Here is an 18,530-nt window from a genome sequence, read left to right on the forward strand (position 1 = left end):
GATAAAGTATGGACGAATTGTTTGGCAAGATCCAGAAGCTTATTGCAGAAAAGCTGGAAGTCGATGAAAGTAAGGTAACCTTGGAATCAACATTCCGCGGTGATTTGGGAGCAGACAGCCTTGACACGTATGAACTTGTTTATGCGATCGAAGAGGAGCTCAAGGTCACTATTCCGGATGAAAAGGCAAATGATTTTGAGACCGTAAAAGACGCTTATGATTTCATCAAAGCTGAACTTGCAAAGCAAGGTAAATAAAGTCTTATAATCTTTCGCAAATTTAGGACACAGGCTCCGTCATATTCGGTCAGGCCTGTGTTTTTTTTTGTAAAATGAAAATGATAATAGATTTTTTTAGAATCGCTCCTGAGATTGCGCCCGAACGATTAAAAAAGCTCAAATTTTTTTGCCGGATAACCGGTTTGAAATTCAACGATTACAAACTTTTGGATCTGGCGTTTCATCACCGTTCATATTCCAATGAAATAAAACCTCACAGACATTACAATAACGAGCGCCTTGAATTTTTAGGGGATTCCGTTCTAGGGGCGGTAACGGCGTCTTTTTTATACAAAGACATGCCTGAAAAGAGCGAAGGGGATCTGTCTAAAATAAAAGCGGCCGCCGTTTCCGAAAAAAACTTGGCTCCCATAGCGCTTAAATTCGGTATTGATAAAATGCTGATAATGGGAAAGGGCGCCGAAATAAACAAGGAATTTGAAAGTCCTTCGATTCTGGCGGACTGTATGGAAGCGATAATAGGCGCATATTATCTGGATTCAGGATACGCTTCCGCAGAGAAATACGTCCTTTCGTTCATAGTCCCTGAAGTGCGAAAGATACAGCAAGATCAGGGAGTAAAGGATTATAAATCGCTTTTGCAGGAATTCTGCCAGAAAAAGTACCGCTCTTATCCCGAATATAAGCTTTTAAGCAAGACAGGACCGGATCACGACCAAACTTTTAACGTAAGCGTAAGCCTTAAAAACGTCACATACGGGCCCGTTTCCGCAAAGAGCAAAAAACAGGCGGAACAGAACGCCGCAAAAATAGCATACGAAAAGATCATCGCTAATGAAAAAATAAAATATTGACTTTTTTTTTTATTTCAGATACTCTACTTATTAAGCATAATGCTTGTTTTATTGCGGATGTCATATAACGGCTTATTATCTCAGCCTTCCAAGCTGAAGACGAGGGTTCGACTCCCTTCATCCGCTTTTAAAAGCTGTCCGATCTAAAGGGCGGCTTTTTTTATTCATGCGGACGGTTCAGCGCCTTCGGCGCGGTGCTGTTGATTGTTTTATCGCATTTTATGTTTGTCGCACTTTATGGAAAATAAAAAATTTTATTGTGACGGGTTACAGTTCAGCTGTCAGCGCTGTTCGTTTTGCTGCGGTCATTCGCCCGGTTTCGTATATCTTTCTTATAAGGATTTAATGTCTCTCTGTAATTTTTTTAAGCTGTCGGTTACGGATTTCGTAAAACAAAAATGCCGGTGGGCGGATTATTATCACGGCGACAAAGTTCTTTCTCTGCTTGAAAAGGAAAACTATGACTGCGTGCTGTGGGACAAAGGGTGTACCGCATATGAAGCGAGACCCGTTCAGTGTTCCACTTACCCGTTTTGGTCATGGATGATACATGACAGGAAAACATGGGATGAATGCGCAAAGGATTGCCCCGGAATGAATAAGGGAGCGCTTCGGACTATTGAAGAAATAGAAAGAAATAAAAAAGCCTATGACGATAATACTCCGCTGAAAAAAGAAGAAGTCGAAAAACTGATCCGTAAAGAACAAAACGGAACATAAGTGAAAGCAAAAACGATACCGTCGTCTTATCCGTTTTGTGCCGACAGCCTATAATGTTTGTGCGCTTGAATTGAATGATTTTAGGCAAAAGGGGCTGCCCAAAAGTAATAAACTTTTGCAGCCCCATGTGATGCCTGAATGGGTAAAGCCTTATTTTATCTTTTCATAGATATAGACTTCGTGAATTTCTTTTGTGTATCCTTCGTTTTTAAACGGCCCTTGGCTCATGCCGAGTATTATCTGTGTGCCTCGGTTGTTCAGAACGAGCAGATCGTCCGTTACAGGATCTATCGTCAAGCCCTCGATTTCGCCGGCGCGACGGAAATCTTTCATTTCCCTGAATAGGGTTAAGGGTTTTGCAAATGCGCCGCCGGCTATATATCCGCTACGCGTTACACACTTGCCGTTTTCAAGTTTTACACTCCACGGATTTTCCTTTACGACTTCCGTTCCCCAAACGAGTCCTGTGTACGGAACTTCCGAAACGTCAGCCTTATAGATGCAGTCTGCAATGTGATATGTGGATTCTCCGTCGTCGGCGGAAAACAGCATCGTTCCGTCTGCAATGTAGATTCCTTGACACCAGTACGGTTCGGGCCGGCACTGCATTTTTGTGTAATATTTTTTTGTTTCAAGACTGTACGCGTATACATAGCGGCTGTCTACCCAGTCCGAAAGCCATACGAGGTTTTTTTCACGATCGACGGCGACTCCCGAAACTTCAACCTGTCCCGACTCGGAACTCCACGGTATGTCTTCGATCCATTCTAGCGTGTCTGCGCTGTATATTGAAACTGCAATGTTGTATCCGCGGCCGTATTCGAATTTTTCATTTCCCGTGTAGATTTTTCCGTCAAAAACATCTATGTCGCCGAAGTGATTTGCCTGTTCGGGATTGGGGAATAGACCGTCTGTTTTAGTTTGAACGCGTTTTTTTACAAGCTTCCAATTATGGTCGAATTTGTAAAGACCTCGCGTGTCGGATACGTAAAAGAAATCTTTATCCGCCGCGATTCCTTGTCGTCCCGGAACTTCCACCACTTTCTTTAACCTGTATTCCGTGCCGATGTGCTGAGCTGCTATACCGGCGGTAAACAAACAAGCGGCTGTTAAAGTCGCAAGCGTTTTTTTAGTGATTTTTGTCATTTTTCCTCCTAAGTATTGCAAATGTTTTTACAAATCGATCTGTAAAAACCCGGTTTCAGTATAATTCACTATTTGAAATATGCAAGTTTTTTTATGCCGCCGGCAGAGACACGTTTGCGCGCGGTCATGCGCCGAGCCGATAATTGTAAAAACATTTTATTTCATGTAAAGTAGAAGTATGAACATGGAAGCGTTTGTTTTAGGCTGCGGAGGAATGATGCCGCTTCCTTACCGGCATTTGACGTCCGTTTTGCTCAGACGGGAAGGCGATCTTTTTTTATTTGACGGCGGAGAAGGAACTCAGGTTTCTTTACGGCGTCTTAATCTTAAATGGAAAAAGATAAGCGCCATATTCGTATCTCATACGCATGCCGATCACGTTACGGGACTTCCGGGAATTCTGATGCTTTCGTCTCAGGTAGACCGCAAAGAACCCTTGTATATTTACGGCCCGCCAAAAATTGCAGAATACATCGAAACGAGCCGAAAAGTTTTGGACATGTACATAAATTACACGATCATAGTAAAAGAAATTTCAGCTCCGTGCGTCGTTCATGAAGGCGACGGGTTTTATATAAGAGCTTTCCCTCTTCAGCACACAAAAACTTGCGTAGGCTACACCCTTGAAGAACTTGATCGTCCCGGGGAATTTAACCCTGAAATGGCAAAAGAATTAAAAGTTGCCCGCGGCCCCTTATGGTCAAAGCTGCAAGCGGGCCAAGCGGTTACTGCGGAAGACGGTTCTACGGTACTTCCCGAACAGGTGATGGGAGCCAAACGCAGCGGAAGAAAATTCAGCTATGTTACGGATACGCTGTACATACCCTCTATAGCTAAAGAAGTGACGGGTTCCGACCTTTTGATCTGCGAAGGTATGTTTATGGAAGACGTTTCGGATCAGGCGCGTGAAAAAAAACACATGACGGCGAAACAGGCCGCTACGGTTGCGCGCGACGCTAAGGTAAGGCGCATGGCGATGATTCACTACAGTCCCAGATATACTGACAAAGACCTTGACAGTCTTTTGACCGAAGCCAGACAGATTTTCCCCGGAGCGGAACTTACAAAAGACCGCATGAGGTTTGAGATTCCTTACGTCGATTGAAACAGCGACCGCGATATTTTAGCATAGGCCGGCACATTCGTAGACGAAAAAACTGAAAACATCAGCCAGAAAAAAAATCTTAGGTAGTATAATATTTTATACGGTATGTTATAAATTGTCTTAAAATGTATGAAATTTTATACAGTCGCGAGACAAAGAAGCAGCCTAAAAACAGTTTGAAAGAGCCTCAATAGCGTGGTACAATTATTGATAAAGTCACATAAAGGCGAATTTTTCAAAATGGCTTAAAGCAGCTCGAAAGGTTTGTTGCCGCCGCTAAATGAAAAATCAAATGGAGAGGTAAAAAACTATGAAAAAAGCAAAAATATGGCTGGTTATCGCGTTGGCGATGTGCTTTATAAGCGTTATTGTAACGTCTGCCATACAGACATCGATGGGCAAGGTTAAAGTATCGGAATTAAGGCTGGCAGACACTGCGGGATATGAAGTGAGCGTACAGCTTTACAAACCGAACACGGCTACGCCCAAAAATCCCGCACCGTGTATAATCACAATAGAAGGCTGGTATAACAATAAGGAAATGCAGGACCTCTATTCCGTAGAATTTGCCCGCCGAGGATATGTAGTTATCGCAGCCGATATGCACGGCCACGGCGATTCGGAGGCGACGACGAATAACGGCTTGTTTACCGCGGGCGTCGGCACGGATGCCGCCGTTGAACTTGCCGCGACCTTGCCGTATGTCGACCGTTCAAGGATAGGTATGACCGGTCATTCTTCCGGAGCGTCCGCCGGTATCAACATGGAAATCCAGGTGGATAACGAGAAAGAGAATCCGTTGGTAAAAGCCGCGCTTTTGCAGGCTTCCCTGTGGGTAGACGACGCCGGACACGACTGTATAAGCGAATACGGAGATAAGCGTTCCGTAGGCATCATCCAGTCTAAATATGACGAATTCTATTACTATGCCGACGATAAAGGGAACGAGATCTATCCGGCGGAATTCTTGAAAACAGGAGGAGCAAAAAACTTCGTCAACTTCGGCCATGGCCCGCTAAATACGGCAGAGGTGGAAAGCGGAAAAATGTATGAGCTTACAACGAACGGGGAGACAAACTACCGCTCGATATATCAGAATAATACGACGCATCCTCGCGTCCATTTTTCAACGACCGCGGTAGCTTTTGCGATCAAATTCTTTGAAAAGGTATTTCCCGCGCCTAATCCCATTCCTGAAAATAATCAGGTGTGGCAGACAAAGGCGGCATTTAACCTTTTAGGGCTCATAGGAATAGGCTTGTTCATTGTAGCGTTTATCAATCTTATGGTAGAAACAAAATATTTTGCCGTATTGAAGGCAGATGAAGAAGTGAAGCCTAAAACAATAGAAAAAAAGGCGCTTATCTGGTATTGGATACCTCTGTGCATAGGTGCTCTGTTCTCCGGCTTGAGCTATAAATGGAGCATAGATCACATTTATTCAAAAACAACTTCATTCTTCAATCAAACAGGTCCCCTTACAATCGGCATTTGGTCGGCGCTGAGCGGACTATTCTGCATCGTGATGCTCACGGTATGGTACTTCTCCGTAGGAAAGAAATCCGGCTTTTCTGTAAAAGATGAGGGCATAAAGATGCCATGGACAAAGATCCGGAAGACTGTTCAGCTTTCGCTCCTCACGGTAACGCTTGCTTTTCTTATTCTCTTTGCCGCCGACTACTTCTGCAAGACGGATTTCAGGTTCTGGGTGCTGACGCTTAAAGCTTTTGACGCAGACAAGGTGAATATAGGACTGCGATTCCTGCCTTTCTTCCTGTTTTTCTATGTCGTCAACTCGATTTCCTGCAACTGCTTTAACTTCAATCAGGTTGGAGGCAGGTTCAACACTGCGATTTTCGGCCTTTTCAACGCGGGCGGCGCGATAGCATATGTGCTTATCCAGTATCTGACCTATTTTGTCACAGGGCTGCCCAAGTGGTATGCAAACGAAGGAGAAATGATAAGCGGAATATGGCTTTACGGTCCGATATTTTTCCTTTTCATAACGCCGTTTATTTCCAGAGCGGTGTATAAAAAAACAAAGAATCCTTACCTGGCAGCTATTGTAATTGCAATAATCATTACGATGATGTCCGTCGCCAACACCACGACCATGCTCGGCGGCGGCGCATATGTGGCGGCAAGCTACTGATTAAACATCCTGATGGCCTTGCGGTGAAAGATTGAGAAGATAAGGCGGGTGAACGACCGATGCGTGTGCTTGCGTGGTTCCGGTGAAGTGAAACCGTTGCTCGGGACGGTAGGTAGCGCCGGGATCCGCCTTTCGTAGCGGTTGTTGCCGGAAGTTCTGGGCGCCGGCTTCAGCTTAACTTCGCCCATGTGCTATCGACAAGAGGCAAAGCATAAAAACATTATATAAAAAATGCGCTGCAAAACCCGTAAAAATATTTTTGCTTTTCAAATAGCACTTCCTGAGCGCTATTCCCGCTATAAAGGAATTGAGAACCGAAGCCCATCCGGCGTACCTGTGTGAAAACGCGAATACAAGTACTGAAACAAGTTCCGTTGCATAAAAACAGATGATATCGCGCTTACTGCGGCACGCGGAGCGCGGATTTTTCATAAAAAAATAATACAAAAATCCGGGCAAAACCATCCTGTACATGACTTCTTCATAAAACGCGCTTACAAAAAACGCCGGTATCATGGAGGCCGCATTTGCCGCGTTTTCTCCGGGCACAAGATCTGCAGAAAACGCCCTGTTTGATAAGCAGACGGTAAAAATATTTATGCATACCGCCGTGACAATCAGCGTTCCGAACGTTAAAAAAAAATAAGAGGAATTAAGAGCAAATTTTAAAATTTCCGACGCGTTTAAAACTGTCTTTTTTTTATCCGATTTCGCCTTTTTATATTTCCCGTAAAGACTGCATTGAAAATATAAAAATATTGAAATGCAAAAAGAACACAGATATGACAATATGCCCGGAAAAGCGTATTGTTCCGGGCCTTTAAAAAGCGGGGGTAAAAGACAAAGGGCGGCTATAAAGGCGAATTCAATGGCAAGGTAGTGTTTTTTAATATACATTATGATAAGATAATATAAATTCGGAGTCGTTTTGTATATTACCGCCGTCGTTTTAATTTCTGCCGCCGCATCCCTTTCTTTTTTGTATTTCCTTTCGGGAAAGAAACTGAAATTTTTTGCAGCCGGTTTTGACAGAGGATTTTCGCTGTCGCAGCTGCTGATCCTATGGCGGTATTCTTTAGACATCAAAATTGGGAAACCAGAATCCCTGTTTGAATCTGCGGAAGCGATCGCAAGATGTGTTTTACACCTTACCGATAAGGCTGCGGCTGACGGAACGGAAAATTCCGCTTCTATGCAGGATCTTCTTGCAAAACTGTATGAGCTTCAGATAAGCAAGGATATTGATTCGTCCGGTAAAAAGAAGGGCATTTATTCTACCAGAGAACTCAGCATAGGGCAGAAAATTGTCATCATTCTGCCTCATAAAGGCGTATTTGTTTCAAGGATCGTCAATAATCTGCACGAACTTACAATAGAGATGCCTGTGCGCCAGAATAAGGATCTGGGCAATGTAAATAGGGTTCTCTGGATAAAAAAAGATATTACAGTATATCTGTGGCGGAAAAACGACGCCAACTATGTGTTCGATACTAAAGTTTTGGCTTCGGGAACTTTTAGGGATGAGCCTGTATTATACATTCCTCACAGCAATAATCTTTTTAGAATACAAAAGCGAAAAACTTTGAGAGCCGCGTGCGACATTCCGGCCACCCTTTTTTTGCTTCCTAAAAAAGATTCTCGTCAGTCTGAAATTAAAGAAAAAGGTTACCGCTGTATGGTGGAAGACATTTCTACTGCGGGAGCTTTGATAAGAATAGGCGGAAAAGGACTTTCGAACGTAAAGATGAGGCTTGTGTTTTTTATTAACTCCGAGGAAATAGTCATGTCCGGCGTGATCCGTTTTGCCGAATTTAACGAGGCTTTAAATCAGTCGCATCTACACTTTGAATGCATAAGTATTTCGCCTAAAATGCGTAACAAAATCATGGCTTTCGTGTATAATACTATGCCGCAGGAACAACAATATGTTATGGAAGCTCTTTCGCAGACGGGAACTGATGAAAGCGATGGTTAAATTTAGTTGAAAACGAAGCAGAGAATTACAGGAATTTATATGAAAAGTGAAAAAATTAAAAACATATTTTTTATCATGATGTTTGTGTCGGCTGTGCCGTTTTTTGCACAGGAAACTGGCAATATAAAGAATTTTATTAAGGGAAATATTGAAGATAAAATTTCAGCCGTAAAAAAATCTTCCGGAAAAGAGGCTGCATATATTTCTCTAAAAACCGTAGATTTTGTGCTGGAAAATGTGTCCGAAATAGGCACAAAAGACAGGGAATTTAACGCTCTTGCAGTTACGGGTATTCTTGCATTGCCCGCCAACGAAGCGCAAACGCAGTCTTCGACACTTTCAAAGCTTTACAAACTGTTTTCACTTTTTGACGATACCACCATAAGAATTTCCGTCATTGAAAAGATCGTTCAGTTTTATGAAATTGTGCCGTCTGAAGATTCCGTACGGTTCATTTCCGAATTCCTTGCCGGCAGTCTAAAAGAAAAGAAAGTTTCCGACGTACAAAAGGCTGCAATAATATCTTTAGGGAAAATAGGCGGCGGTTCGTCGTTTAACGTTTTATATAAGTGCCTGCAGTCTCCCGTTTTTTCACAGTTAGCGGTTGATATAAAAACTTCCATAGAAAACTCTGCTGACAGATCGCTTACCGAAATACTTCAGATAATAAATAATGCGGACGTCGATCAGATGTCCGGCCTGTTTAACCTTATAAAAAACAGTCCTAAAATATCTTCGTCATTTAAATCTGAAATTGCAGAAAATATCCTACTTGAAACATTAGATATATTGAAAGGCCGAGACGATAAAGCCCTGCTTGATTTGGAAATGGAAGCGTTTAGTTTTATGGTCGAAAACAATTGGACTAGAGCTTCGTCTCTCATAGTGAAGTTTTTTTTGCAGTCAAAAAAGAATTATGAAGCGTCCAAAATCAGCGAAGCCCAGTTTATAAAGATCATAAACGGATTTTCAAACATTTCTACGGCGGAATCGTCAAAGGCCTTAACCGAATATTTGGGTGAATTGAATAAGAAAACCGAAGAAGGCAGCGTACCGTCCGAGGATCTTATGCTTGCCGTAGTAAGGACGTTGGGCAAACTCGGAAGCAAGACGGCGTTCGATCAGCTTTTATTCGTAACTTATCTTGATTACCCTGAAAGTGTCATAGCGGAAGCTAGGAGCGCCCTTACAAAACTTAAATGGTAAACGATTTTACTGAAAAATCCGAATTACGATTTTTGCTTAACCCGATCGTCTTATCGGCGCTCTTGTGTTCCCTAGTAATTTATTCCAATTCCGGCGTTTTTTCTGCGAAAAGAATTTTTTTTACGTCGGGAATAAAAAAAGATTCGATCTGTGTGCTTTACGGAAAAGTAAAAGGAAATCCTTTTAAGCAAAGGCAATTTTATAAAGTAACTTTGGATGTTTTTTCGGTCGAAAACAAAGACGGGGTGCGCTGCAGCGGCAAAGGAAGAGTCGAAGCGTATATTCCTGAAAAATTTGTTGAAAAATGGTATCCCGGTAAACTGTATACCGAAAGCGATACTGCAAACGGCAATGATGTCGGAATTCCTGTTGAAGACGGCACAAACCTTATTCTATCAGGATATTTTTCTTCCGATGTTTTTTACGTTCAAAATATTGTTACAAAACCTTTTTCAGCCGGAGTTTACGGGCGGCTTTTGTATTTTCGAGCTATGTGCAGATTGCAATTTAAAAGACTCATGTTTGCATGGGGCGAAGCGGGAGGGCTTTTGCTTGCGCTCCTGTCCGGCTCCAGAGAATATGTAGATGACAACCTTTCAAAAGCTTTTAAAGCGGCGGGCTTGTCGCATATAATGGCCCTGTCGGGGATGCATTTGTCTTTATTTTCCGGCATAGCCGTCTTTTTGGGCAAAAAGGCAAAGAATAAAAAAATCGAGTTTTTATTGCAAAGCTCATTTATTCTTTTTTTCGTGTGGTTTGCAGGAATTTCACCGTCTCTTTTTAGGGCGCTTTTATGCAGTTCTTTAATGCTTTTTTCATCGCTTGCAGGATCAAGGCCGCGGCCGCTTCACATACTTTCTTGGGCGTTTTTGCTGCACGTATTCATATTTCCCGAACATGTTTTTTTTCAGGCGTTTATACTTTCATACGGAGCGCTCGCAGGTATACTGACTTTCGGCGAGGTAATAAAACCGGCGATCATGCATAATGTTCCCGAGCTTATTTCATCCAATTTTTCATCGTCGCTGGGCGCCCAAATTTTTACGGCTCCTTATTCGCTTTTCGTGTTTAAATCCTTTATGCCGGTTTGCACCGTCGCGACGATCATCGTTTCGCCTGCGGTTACGGCTTTTATGTACTTCGGACTATTGTTCATAGTTTTATCGTTCTTTTTGCCTTTTCTTTCGTCCGCTTTTGGTGTTATTATGCAATTGTTGTATTATGCGGTAAAGATTCCCGTAATCTTTTTTTCAAAAATGCCCGCTTTTTATGTGTAAATTAAAATGAATGTATTACGTCTTGATTATAATTCGCCTTCCGCTTTAAAAGAATTTTTAGAAAAAAACGACATGGCGATGCGGAAAAAATTCGGACAGAATTTTTTGGTGAACGCCAACGCAAGAAAAACGCTTGTCGATGCCTTAGAAATGGAAAAGGGTACTCGGGTTTGGGAAATAGGCCCTGGACTTGGCGCCATGACGGAGGAAATTTTACTTAGAGGTGCAAATTTAACGGTTTTTGAAATCGACAGAGGGTTTTCGTCGGTCTTGGAACAATTATTTTTTGACTATGAGCGCAAAGGAACTTTTTCTTTAGTCAGAGGGGATGTTTTAAAAACATGGAAGGCGGAATTAAAAAACAGTGGAAAGCCCGATTGTTTTTTCGGAAATTTGCCGTATAATATTGCCGCAACGCTTATAGGAGATACTATCGAAGAAGGCGTGCGTTTTGACAAAATGCTTGTAACCGTACAAAAAGAGGTCGCAAAAAGAATTCTTGCTTTTCCGGGCGAAAAAGATTATTCGTCGCTTTCCGTATTGTGCCAATGGGCGTATGACGTTAAGCCGGTGATAACTCTTGCCGGAGGAAATTTTTGGCCGCGCCCGAACGTTGATTCTATGGCGGTTATTATGACGCCTAAAGCCGAATTTCCTAGGTGCGAGGCGCCTGAATTTTTTGTAAAGTTGCAGCGTGCGTTGTTTTCTTTAAGAAGAAAGACGGTAAAAAACAATTTAAGCGGTTTTTTTTCGGACGCAAAGGACGCTTCCCGCGTGCTTTCGAGCGTAGGAATTGACGACAATATCCGTGCGGAAAGGCTCGGCGTAGAAAAATTACTGGCCTTGTCCGATGCGATTTGGAGTGAAAGGCAGAAGGCGACGCGCTAAAGAAGCTACGCCTGTTAAGCGGGCCTTTTAAACGTGCAGCAAAATATGATTTTATTACGGTCGGTTTACTTTTATGGATTTGGAAAACAGAATTACAGAAAATCTCAAGTTTCTTCGTGAAAAGATTTCAGACGCCGAAAGACGATCCGGAAGACCTTCAGGCTGTGTGAAGCTACAAGCCGTAAGCAAATTTCATCCTCTTGACGCCGTGCTTGCAGCCGTAAATTCCGGACAGTTTTTGTTCGGTGAAAACCGCGTTCAAGAAGCCGTGCAAAAATTTGAAAAACTGGTTCATACGGAAAAAAAAATAGAATTGCATATCATAGGCGCACTTCAGCGTAATAAGGTAAAAAATTCAATTGCAATAGCTTCATGCATCGAATCGGTCGACAGAATTGAATTGATCGCTGAAATAGAAAAGCAGTGTTCAAAAGTTGAAAAAAAGATAGATGTTTTGTTTGAAGTTCACACTGGAGAAGAATCAAAATCGGGTTTTAGAACGACGGACGAACTTGAAAAAGTCCTTTTGTACTGTGCGGAAGGGAATGCGCCTCATGTTTGCCCTAAAGGTTTTATGACTATGGCGCCCTTTACGAAAGACGAATCTCTAATCCGCAAGTCTTTTTGCGATCTTCGAAATGCGGCTGAAAAAATGCAAAGACATTATCCTGATTTTCCTCTTAAAGAACTTTCTATGGGAATGTCGAATGATTTTCAAATTGCGATTGAAGAAGGTTCCACTCTCGTGAGATTAGGCACTGCGATCTTCGGCGAAAGGGAGTATTAGGCAAAATGAAAAAGGCCGTAGGCTTTGCGTTTGTTTTATTTTTAACCTTCGCTTTGTATTCCGAATCTTCCGAGGCCGTGCCCTACGGTAAGGACGAATTTCCTCCGTGGAGCGTAAATCTTCGAAGAACGGAGATCATCACATTGGGTTCGTTTCCTTTCGTAACTCTGGCGACGACGCTCGGCTATTCGCTTTTCAGATATTACGATCACGGTTTTTCTTCGGAATACGCCCCGAATCCTTTTGCGAAAACTTCGAAAGCTGCAAATCTTGATACTGATGAGCAAAAACTGATCATAGCCGCTTCGGGCGTCATAAGCCTTAGCATAGGCTTGACGGATCTTTTTTATAACATGGCGTTAAATAATTCCAAAAAAAAAGGTCAAAAAACTGTTGCGGCGTCAAATCCGATAAGCATAAGCTTTGACGGCGAGCCTGAGCATGATAAGACAGACACGGATATGCAAAACGCATATCTGTATGGCGGAATGGAAAGTGTCGTTTTTTAATTTAACCGTACCGAAAGAATTCGGCGGCGGACAAAGACTTGACCAATACGCTGCCGACAACATACCGGACATGAACCGTTCAAAGTTAAAAAACGGTATTTTGGAAATATCGGTTAACGGAAAACAGGCAAAGCTCTCTTCGTCGGTAAGAGCGGGAGACGTCATAAGCATAAAATGGCAAGATCCCGTACCTGAAAATATCGCTCCTGAAAATATTCCCCTGGATATTATCTTTGAAAATGACCAAGTTACAGTCATAAACAAATCTCAAGGTCTTGTAACGCACCCGGCGGCTGGCAACTGGTCGGGAACGCTTGTAAACGCTCTCCTTTATCATTGGAATAAAGATAATGTTTTAAACGATGCTTATTCACGGAGAACGGGAATAATTCATCGTCTCGATAAAGACACTTCCGGCGTAATCATAACCGCAAAAACCAGGGCTGCGGAAGATTTTATTCAAAAGCAGTTTCAAAAGCATCTTGTATTAAAGGAATACATAGCCTTGGTTAAAGGCCGGCCGCCGCGCAGAGGAGGGTGCATCAGCACTCGGATAATCCGTGATCCGGGCGACAGAAAGCGTTTTAAAGCCGTAATCGGCACAAATGAGGGTAAGTATGCAAAAACGATTTATTTTTGCATAGCCTGCTACGGCGAATATTCTTTAATGCGCTTCAGGTTAAAGACCGGAAGAACTCATCAGATAAGAGTTCATTCAAAATACATAGGATGTCCAATTCTCGGAGATCCCATATACAATTCAAAAAAAGAAGATCTTTTTCCGTCCGCCTCTCTTATGCTGCATTCAAGATTTTTGAGACTTCTTTTGCCGGGCGAAAAAAAATATTCCGAATTTTATGCAAAAATCCCTGATCGTTTTAAGCGGATTTTAAAGGTTCTGCATTGTAAATATGCTAAAGAGATCGTGACGACATGAATTTCAAACGCTTCACTCAAATAGAATTTTTAAACGAACCGAGCGACTCCGATCCGTTTTTGGTCTTATACAAACCTTCGGGACTTGCGTCCGCGCCTCTTAAAGAAGGAAGTGCGGACAATGCGTTTTTTGAAGCCGCAAAACGATTCCCTGAAATTCTTAAAGTAAACGGCAAAAAAAGCTGTGAAAGAGGACTTTTACACCGCCTCGATACCGAAACGTCGGGGCTTATTTTAATTGCAGCCACACAGAGCGCATACGAAGCTCTGCAAACATCTCAGGCGTCGGGGCGTTTTGTAAAGTATTATCGCGCAGTGTGTAAAAACATCCTGGAAAATCCGAATCTGCTTGGAAATTTCCCTCCTTCCGGTGAAATAATGCACAAATTATTGATCGAAAAACACAGATTGGAAATAACCAGCAGTTTCCGTCCGTTCGGACCGGATCGTAAGCAGGTGCGACCCGTCACGGCTTTGAGCGGAACGGCCGCGTTGAAAAAGAGCGGAAAGAAAATTTATTCCACTACGGTCTATTTAAAAAAAATCGACATAAAAAATGACATGGCCGGAATTTTCTATGAAGGCGATTCGGCCGACATTTTCGATGCGGACGATATGAGAGGAACGGTTGCAACAGGTGAAAATACAAGCCGCTTATGTTTTGTTGAAGCCGAGATAACAAATGGGTTCCGTCATCAAGTACGCTCGCATTTGGCATGGGTGGGATTTCCGGTCGCCGGTGATCCTTTGTACGATTTTACAAAAAGCAAAACAATGTTTAAATTTGAAGCATATAAGATTTCATTTCCGCATCCTGTAACTGGAAAAATGATTGTTTTCGATATTTCGGATTTTTTGCGCAAATAGAGCGAAAATTCAACAGTCGAAAAAATTGATATTTTGTTTGGCTGTTGAATTTTTTATTATCCAATCATTATTTAAAATTTAATAAGAATATCTTTTTCGTGCTCTTGTTGTGGTATAACCTTGAATCAGCTTTGTATCAATAATAATTTCATTATTATTAGGAAGGGGAGATGTTACTTGCTCAAATAAAGTCTGGACAATTTTTATAATATCCTGTTTTACCGTTGTAATTCTCGGATAATGAATAGTCTCAATAACGTCATCAAAACCGACTACTGAAAAATCGGCAGGTATACTGAGGTTTAGCATATGAGCTTCGTTGATTACACCGAGGGCTATGAGATCATTAGAGCAAATAATAGCACTGGGAGGATCCGGCAAAGTAAGGAAATATCGTAAAGCTTCCTTTCCGTTTTCCAGGTTCAATCCTGGGTTTCGCTCATAAATATAGCTTGGCGTAATTGCAAGCTTTTTTTCTTTTAGTCCTTCAATATAGCCTTCTTTTCTTTTTTGGACACTTATATATGTTTCTTTACAACCGATAAACGCTATCTTTTTATGATTAAGATTATATAAATAATCGACAACGTTTTTTGTGGCTTCAATATTATTGGAAGTTACGCACGGAAACAGTTTGTCAATTTTTCTGTCAAGAGTTACAATCGGCAATGATAACGATTTATCGGAAAAAAGAGAATAATTGACGCCCTCTGTAAGAATAATTCCCGTACATCTACTTGCTAAGCAATAGTTTAAATAATCTTCTTCTCTGTTGGAATCATCTTCCGTATCGCAAATCAACAGCGTATATTTATGCGCAATGCATACCTGATTTATATAGCGAATTAGTAATGTATAAAAAGGGTTTTGTATATCGTGAATGAAAATAGCAATAAGATTATAATTCTTTGAAAAGATTTTTTTTATATTTTGATTAGGTATATAATTATATTCTTTTATAACCTCTTCAACTTTTTTTCTAATTTGTTTTGATGTTGTCTCAGGGTTATTTATGACCCTTGATACCGTAGCCGTTGAAACATTTGCAAATCGTGCAATATCACGAATTCCGAAATATTTTTTCTCCATAAAAATTTTAATTCCTGTTTACACAAATTTTAAAATTAAACTTTACTTTTTAAAGTTATATAAAAGCGGATCGTTTAAATCGGACGGTTCGATTTCAGACGTTCAATTTAAACGATCATATTAATATTATATAACATATTTTTTCTAAAGAATACAAGTTTTTATTATTATTTGTAACTTGATACATGTGTTTTTAAGTGCAATTGAGTGAAATTATTAGTATTTACCCATGTTATCTCATTGTATTACAGTAAGATACAGATAGTGTGTAAATTTCTATTTAATTTTGTTGACAGATTTAAATTCCGGCCTTAGAATAATTGTAACAAGGTACATTTGTAAGGAGAAAAAATTATGCAGAGTAAAAGGATAGAACAGTTACGAAAGCGATTATTTGATATTCAACCGGAAATTTGTTCAGAACGATGTGTTATTTTTACAGATGTTATGAAAAAAACGGAAGGAGACCATATATCTTTAAGACGAGCGAAGGCTTTTTTTGAAGTTTTGAATAAAATAAGTATTTATGTCAATCCCGAAGAATTGATTGTCGGTAATATGGCTAAGCGCCCGAAAGCTTCTCCTATTTTTCCCGAATATTCTACTGAATGGTTGAAAAATGAATTAAACGGTGTTCCGTTTCCTTTGGATAAGCGTCCGGGAGACCGTTTTTATTGTAGTGATGAAGTAAAAAAACAAATACTTGATTCGCTTTGTTATTGGGAGGGCAAATCTCTTTACGAAACATTGCGCAAAAAATTACCGGATAGAATAAATCAGGCATGGGACGCAAATGTTATTGATGATACTTGGGTTTCTGCTGCCGGATTAGGCAATATAGTTCCGGATTACGGTGAAATCATCAGACTGGGGCTGCGTGATGTAATCAAAAGAACGGAAGCTGAGATAGAGCGATTAAATTCTCAAGGATGTCGTGATGAAAAACGTCTAGCCTTTTTACAATCAATCCTTATTGGTAATAAAGCTGTCATTAATTTTGCACATAGATATGCCGACGAATGCGAACGGCAATCAAAACTCGATGATATATCGTCTGATCGGAAACGTGAATTACAAAATCTTGCCGATGTTTGTAGGAATGTTCCGGAAAATCCTGCACGTAATTTTTATGAAGCTATTCAAGCGACATTTATAGTTTTAGTAGCCGTTCATCTTGAGTCAAACGGTCACGCTTTTTCCTTAGGTCGTTTTGATCAATATACCTATCCTTTATATAAACAAGATATTGATTCCGGTCTTCTCACTCGCGAATTTGCTTTGGAATTGGTAGAGGCCTTTTTTATAAAGTGTAATGAGCTGAATAAGCTGAGAAGTTGGCCGGATTCGGAATTTTTTCTCGGTTATCAAATGTTTATCAATATTGCAGTCGGCGGATCGACCGCTGAAGGAGCTGATGCGGTAAATACGGTTTCCGAATTATGTGTTGAAGCATGTGAAGATTTGAAATTGTTTACTCCTTCGGTTTCTGTTAAATGGTTTGACGGAACAAATGATGATTTTATGTTAAAAGCGTTAAATGCTATGGAAAAACATCAGGGCGGTCAACCTGCTTTTTATAACGATAATTGTTTTGAGCGTGTGTTGGAAAATCTTGGCATAGCTAAAGAGGATCGTTATAACTGGGTACCTACAGGCTGTATCGAAGCCTCTATTCCCGGCAAGTGGGATTTTGCCGCAAAAGGACCTTGGCTGAATGTAGAAAAAGTTCTGGACATTGTATTGAATAACGGTACGGATCCTAGAACCGGATATCACTTTTTCGATATGGAAAAAAAGATAGAAGACTATACAAGCGCCGAAGAGTTGTTCATAACGTATAAAAAAGCTTTACGGTATTTTATAGATCTGCAGGTTGAAACTGAAAAAATCAATGATGAACTTCATATAGAAAAAGATATAAATGCGTTCCGTTCCTCTTTGATACACGATTGTATTGAACGAGGTTTGGATTTGGTTGAAGGAGGGTCGATTTATTCTGTCGACGGAGGGCCGACGGCAGGGACCATCAGCGCCGGCGATGCATTAGCGGCAGTAAATGATATTGTCTTTATGAAAAAGTTGATCACCATGGAGCAGTTGATTCATGCGCTGCGTACGGACTATGCAGATGATACGACTGTGCCTACGGGTGCGGATATTAGAGCAATGCTCCTTAATAAAGCGCCGAAATTTGGAAATGATAATGAAAAAGCCGACAAGTGGGTTGTCGCAATAGAAGACTTTATCGGTTCAACGTATCGATATGAGTGTAAAAGTTCTAAACACGGTAAAGGTCCCATACCCTGTTGTTATTCCTATAGCCAAAGTCCCGTTTCCGGAAATATTGCTTTTGGTAAATCTATCGGAGCGACTCCTGACGGCAGAAAAGCAGGGGATCCCGTCAATAACGGTATATCGCCTGCTAACGGCGCAGAAAAAAACGGTATCACGGCTGCATGTAATTCTGTAATGAAGCTTCCCAGCATTTGGTTCCAAAAAGGAGCAATATTTAATGTCAGATTGGCGAAGTCGGTTTTGTCAACTGAAGCTAACAAGAAAAAGTTAATTGCGACGATAAAGGTTTTGTTTAAAAATTATGGAGAGCAGATTCAATTTAATGTAGTAGATAATACGCTGTTAAAAAAGGCAATGAAAACACCTGACGCTTATAAGGATTTGATGGTTCGGGTTTCGGGGTATAGCGCATTGTTCGTATCGTTATCCAAAGACTGCCAGATGGACATTATTAATAGGACGGAACTGGCCCTTTAGGGTGACAA

Annotated in this window: 17 protein-coding genes and 1 tRNA gene; 15 read left to right on the forward strand and 3 right to left on the reverse strand. The window is 41.1% G+C overall.

From position 1 onward, the window contains the following. The first annotated feature begins 8 nt into the window (after positions 1-8). The 4 genes from acpP (at position 9) to HRQ91_RS05590 (ending at position 1,813) form a co-directional block, all read left to right on the forward strand. Positions 9-257: an acyl carrier protein gene (acpP, locus tag HRQ91_RS05575; protein WP_210116557.1), complete on the forward strand. Its 249-nt coding sequence runs from the start codon at positions 9-11 to the stop codon at positions 255-257. Between the two features lie 80 nt (positions 258-337). After that, positions 338-1,093: a ribonuclease III gene (gene rnc, locus HRQ91_RS05580; RefSeq protein ID WP_210120635.1), complete on the forward strand. Its 756-nt coding sequence runs from the start codon at positions 338-340 to the stop codon at positions 1,091-1,093. Between the two features lie 53 nt (positions 1,094-1,146). Continuing rightward, positions 1,147-1,219: transfer RNA gene (locus HRQ91_RS05585), tRNA-Gly, on the forward strand. A gap of 111 nt (positions 1,220-1,330) precedes the next feature. Then, positions 1,331-1,813, forward strand: a complete 483-nt coding sequence (locus HRQ91_RS05590; protein WP_210120636.1) for a YkgJ family cysteine cluster protein — start codon at positions 1,331-1,333, stop codon at positions 1,811-1,813. Positions 1,814-1,963: 150 nt separating this feature from the next. Here the strand turns inward: HRQ91_RS05590 and HRQ91_RS05595 are convergent, their stop codons facing one another. After that, positions 1,964-2,959, reverse strand: a complete 996-nt coding sequence (locus HRQ91_RS05595) for a hypothetical protein (RefSeq protein ID WP_210120637.1) — start codon at positions 2,957-2,959, stop codon at positions 1,964-1,966. Positions 2,960-3,137: 178 nt separating this feature from the next. On the opposite strand from HRQ91_RS05595, the gene HRQ91_RS05600 reads away from it, so the two are divergent. Continuing rightward, positions 3,138-4,064 carry a ribonuclease Z gene (locus tag HRQ91_RS05600; protein WP_210120638.1) on the forward strand — a complete coding sequence of 309 codons (927 nt, stop codon included), beginning with the start codon at positions 3,138-3,140 and terminating at the stop codon, positions 4,062-4,064. 310 nt (positions 4,065-4,374) lie between these two features. Next, positions 4,375-6,216, forward strand: a complete 1,842-nt coding sequence (locus tag HRQ91_RS05605) for an alpha/beta hydrolase (RefSeq protein WP_210120639.1) — start codon at positions 4,375-4,377, stop codon at positions 6,214-6,216. A gap of 174 nt (positions 6,217-6,390) precedes the next feature. Here HRQ91_RS05605 and HRQ91_RS05610 read toward each other — a convergent pair whose 3' ends face one another. Next, positions 6,391-7,113, reverse strand: coding sequence for a CPBP family intramembrane glutamic endopeptidase (locus tag HRQ91_RS05610; protein WP_210120640.1), 723 nt, complete (start codon positions 7,111-7,113; stop codon positions 6,391-6,393). Between the two features lie 31 nt (positions 7,114-7,144). Here HRQ91_RS05610 and HRQ91_RS05615 point away from each other — a divergent pair, with 31 nt between their 5' ends. The 8 genes from HRQ91_RS05615 (at position 7,145) to HRQ91_RS05650 (ending at position 14,661) form a co-directional block, all read left to right on the forward strand. Beyond that, entirely contained in the window at positions 7,145-8,191 is a 1,047-nt protein-coding gene (locus HRQ91_RS05615) for a flagellar brake protein (RefSeq protein ID WP_210120641.1), read from the forward strand. Positions 8,192-8,230: 39 nt separating this feature from the next. Beyond that, entirely contained in the window at positions 8,231-9,397 is a 1,167-nt protein-coding gene (locus HRQ91_RS05620) for a hypothetical protein (RefSeq protein ID WP_210120642.1), read from the forward strand. Next, positions 9,391-10,674, forward strand: coding sequence for a ComEC/Rec2 family competence protein (locus HRQ91_RS05625; protein ID WP_210120643.1), 1,284 nt, complete (start codon positions 9,391-9,393; stop codon positions 10,672-10,674). The genes HRQ91_RS05620 and HRQ91_RS05625 overlap by 7 nt, the downstream gene beginning before the upstream one ends. Before the next feature lie 6 nt (positions 10,675-10,680). After that, positions 10,681-11,562 carry a 16S rRNA (adenine(1518)-N(6)/adenine(1519)-N(6))-dimethyltransferase RsmA gene (rsmA, locus tag HRQ91_RS05630; RefSeq protein ID WP_210120644.1) on the forward strand — a complete coding sequence of 294 codons (882 nt, stop codon included), beginning with the start codon at positions 10,681-10,683 and terminating at the stop codon, positions 11,560-11,562. A gap of 73 nt (positions 11,563-11,635) precedes the next feature. Beyond that, entirely contained in the window at positions 11,636-12,349 is a 714-nt protein-coding gene (locus tag HRQ91_RS05635) for a YggS family pyridoxal phosphate-dependent enzyme (RefSeq protein WP_210120645.1), read from the forward strand. Between the two features lie 5 nt (positions 12,350-12,354). Beyond that, a complete protein-coding gene (locus tag HRQ91_RS05640) occupies positions 12,355-12,858 on the forward strand; it encodes a hypothetical protein (protein WP_210120646.1) in 504 nt (167 codons plus the stop codon). Further along, the gene (locus tag HRQ91_RS05645; protein ID WP_246473294.1) at positions 12,830-13,795 is read left to right on the forward strand and encodes an RluA family pseudouridine synthase; all 966 of its coding nucleotides are present in this window, start codon (positions 12,830-12,832) and stop codon (positions 13,793-13,795) included. The genes HRQ91_RS05640 and HRQ91_RS05645 overlap by 29 nt, the downstream gene beginning before the upstream one ends. Beyond that, positions 13,792-14,661 carry a pseudouridine synthase gene (locus HRQ91_RS05650; protein WP_210120647.1) on the forward strand — a complete coding sequence of 290 codons (870 nt, stop codon included), beginning with the start codon at positions 13,792-13,794 and terminating at the stop codon, positions 14,659-14,661. The genes HRQ91_RS05645 and HRQ91_RS05650 overlap by 4 nt, the downstream gene beginning before the upstream one ends. A 78-nt stretch (positions 14,662-14,739) precedes the next feature. On the opposite strand, the gene HRQ91_RS05655 is transcribed toward HRQ91_RS05650, so the two are convergent. Next, positions 14,740-15,750: a LacI family DNA-binding transcriptional regulator gene (locus tag HRQ91_RS05655; RefSeq protein WP_210120648.1), complete on the reverse strand. Its 1,011-nt coding sequence runs from the start codon at positions 15,748-15,750 to the stop codon at positions 14,740-14,742. 354 nt (positions 15,751-16,104) lie between these two features. On the opposite strand from HRQ91_RS05655, the gene HRQ91_RS05660 reads away from it, so the two are divergent. Continuing rightward, positions 16,105-18,522 (forward strand): glycyl radical protein, encoded by a 2,418-nt coding sequence (locus HRQ91_RS05660; protein WP_210120649.1) that lies wholly within the window; start codon positions 16,105-16,107, stop codon positions 18,520-18,522. Positions 18,523-18,530 lie beyond the last annotated feature (8 nt).

Source organism: Treponema parvum (assembly GCF_017893965.1).
Taxonomy (GTDB): Bacteria; Spirochaetota; Spirochaetia; order Treponematales; family Treponemataceae; genus Treponema_D; species Treponema_D parvum.

Bases quoted from the DNA above. Each gene is read 5' to 3' on its own strand.
- acpP (WP_210116557.1), top strand. From the start codon at position 9: ATGGACGAATTGTTTGGCAAGATCCAGAAGCTTATTGCAGAAAAGCTG.
- rnc (WP_210120635.1), top strand. From the start codon at position 338: ATGATAATAGATTTTTTTAGAATCGCTCCTGAGATTGCGCCCGAACGA.
- HRQ91_RS05590 (WP_210120636.1), top strand. From the start codon at position 1,331: ATGGAAAATAAAAAATTTTATTGTGACGGGTTACAGTTCAGCTGTCAG.
- HRQ91_RS05595 (WP_210120637.1), bottom strand. From the start codon at position 2,959: ATGACAAAAATCACTAAAAAAACGCTTGCGACTTTAACAGCCGCTTGT.
- HRQ91_RS05600 (WP_210120638.1), top strand. From the start codon at position 3,138: ATGAACATGGAAGCGTTTGTTTTAGGCTGCGGAGGAATGATGCCGCTT.
- HRQ91_RS05605 (WP_210120639.1), top strand. From the start codon at position 4,375: ATGAAAAAAGCAAAAATATGGCTGGTTATCGCGTTGGCGATGTGCTTT.
- HRQ91_RS05610 (WP_210120640.1), bottom strand. From the start codon at position 7,113: ATGTATATTAAAAAACACTACCTTGCCATTGAATTCGCCTTTATAGCC.
- HRQ91_RS05620 (WP_210120642.1), top strand. From the start codon at position 8,231: ATGAAAAGTGAAAAAATTAAAAACATATTTTTTATCATGATGTTTGTG.
- HRQ91_RS05625 (WP_210120643.1), top strand. From the start codon at position 9,391: ATGGTAAACGATTTTACTGAAAAATCCGAATTACGATTTTTGCTTAAC.
- rsmA (WP_210120644.1), top strand. From the start codon at position 10,681: ATGAATGTATTACGTCTTGATTATAATTCGCCTTCCGCTTTAAAAGAA.
- HRQ91_RS05635 (WP_210120645.1), top strand. From the start codon at position 11,636: ATGGATTTGGAAAACAGAATTACAGAAAATCTCAAGTTTCTTCGTGAA.
- HRQ91_RS05640 (WP_210120646.1), top strand. From the start codon at position 12,355: ATGAAAAAGGCCGTAGGCTTTGCGTTTGTTTTATTTTTAACCTTCGCT.
- HRQ91_RS05645 (WP_246473294.1), top strand. From the start codon at position 12,830: ATGGCGGAATGGAAAGTGTCGTTTTTTAATTTAACCGTACCGAAAGAA.
- HRQ91_RS05650 (WP_210120647.1), top strand. From the start codon at position 13,792: ATGAATTTCAAACGCTTCACTCAAATAGAATTTTTAAACGAACCGAGC.
- HRQ91_RS05655 (WP_210120648.1), bottom strand. From the start codon at position 15,750: ATGGAGAAAAAATATTTCGGAATTCGTGATATTGCACGATTTGCAAAT.
- HRQ91_RS05660 (WP_210120649.1), top strand. From the start codon at position 16,105: ATGCAGAGTAAAAGGATAGAACAGTTACGAAAGCGATTATTTGATATT.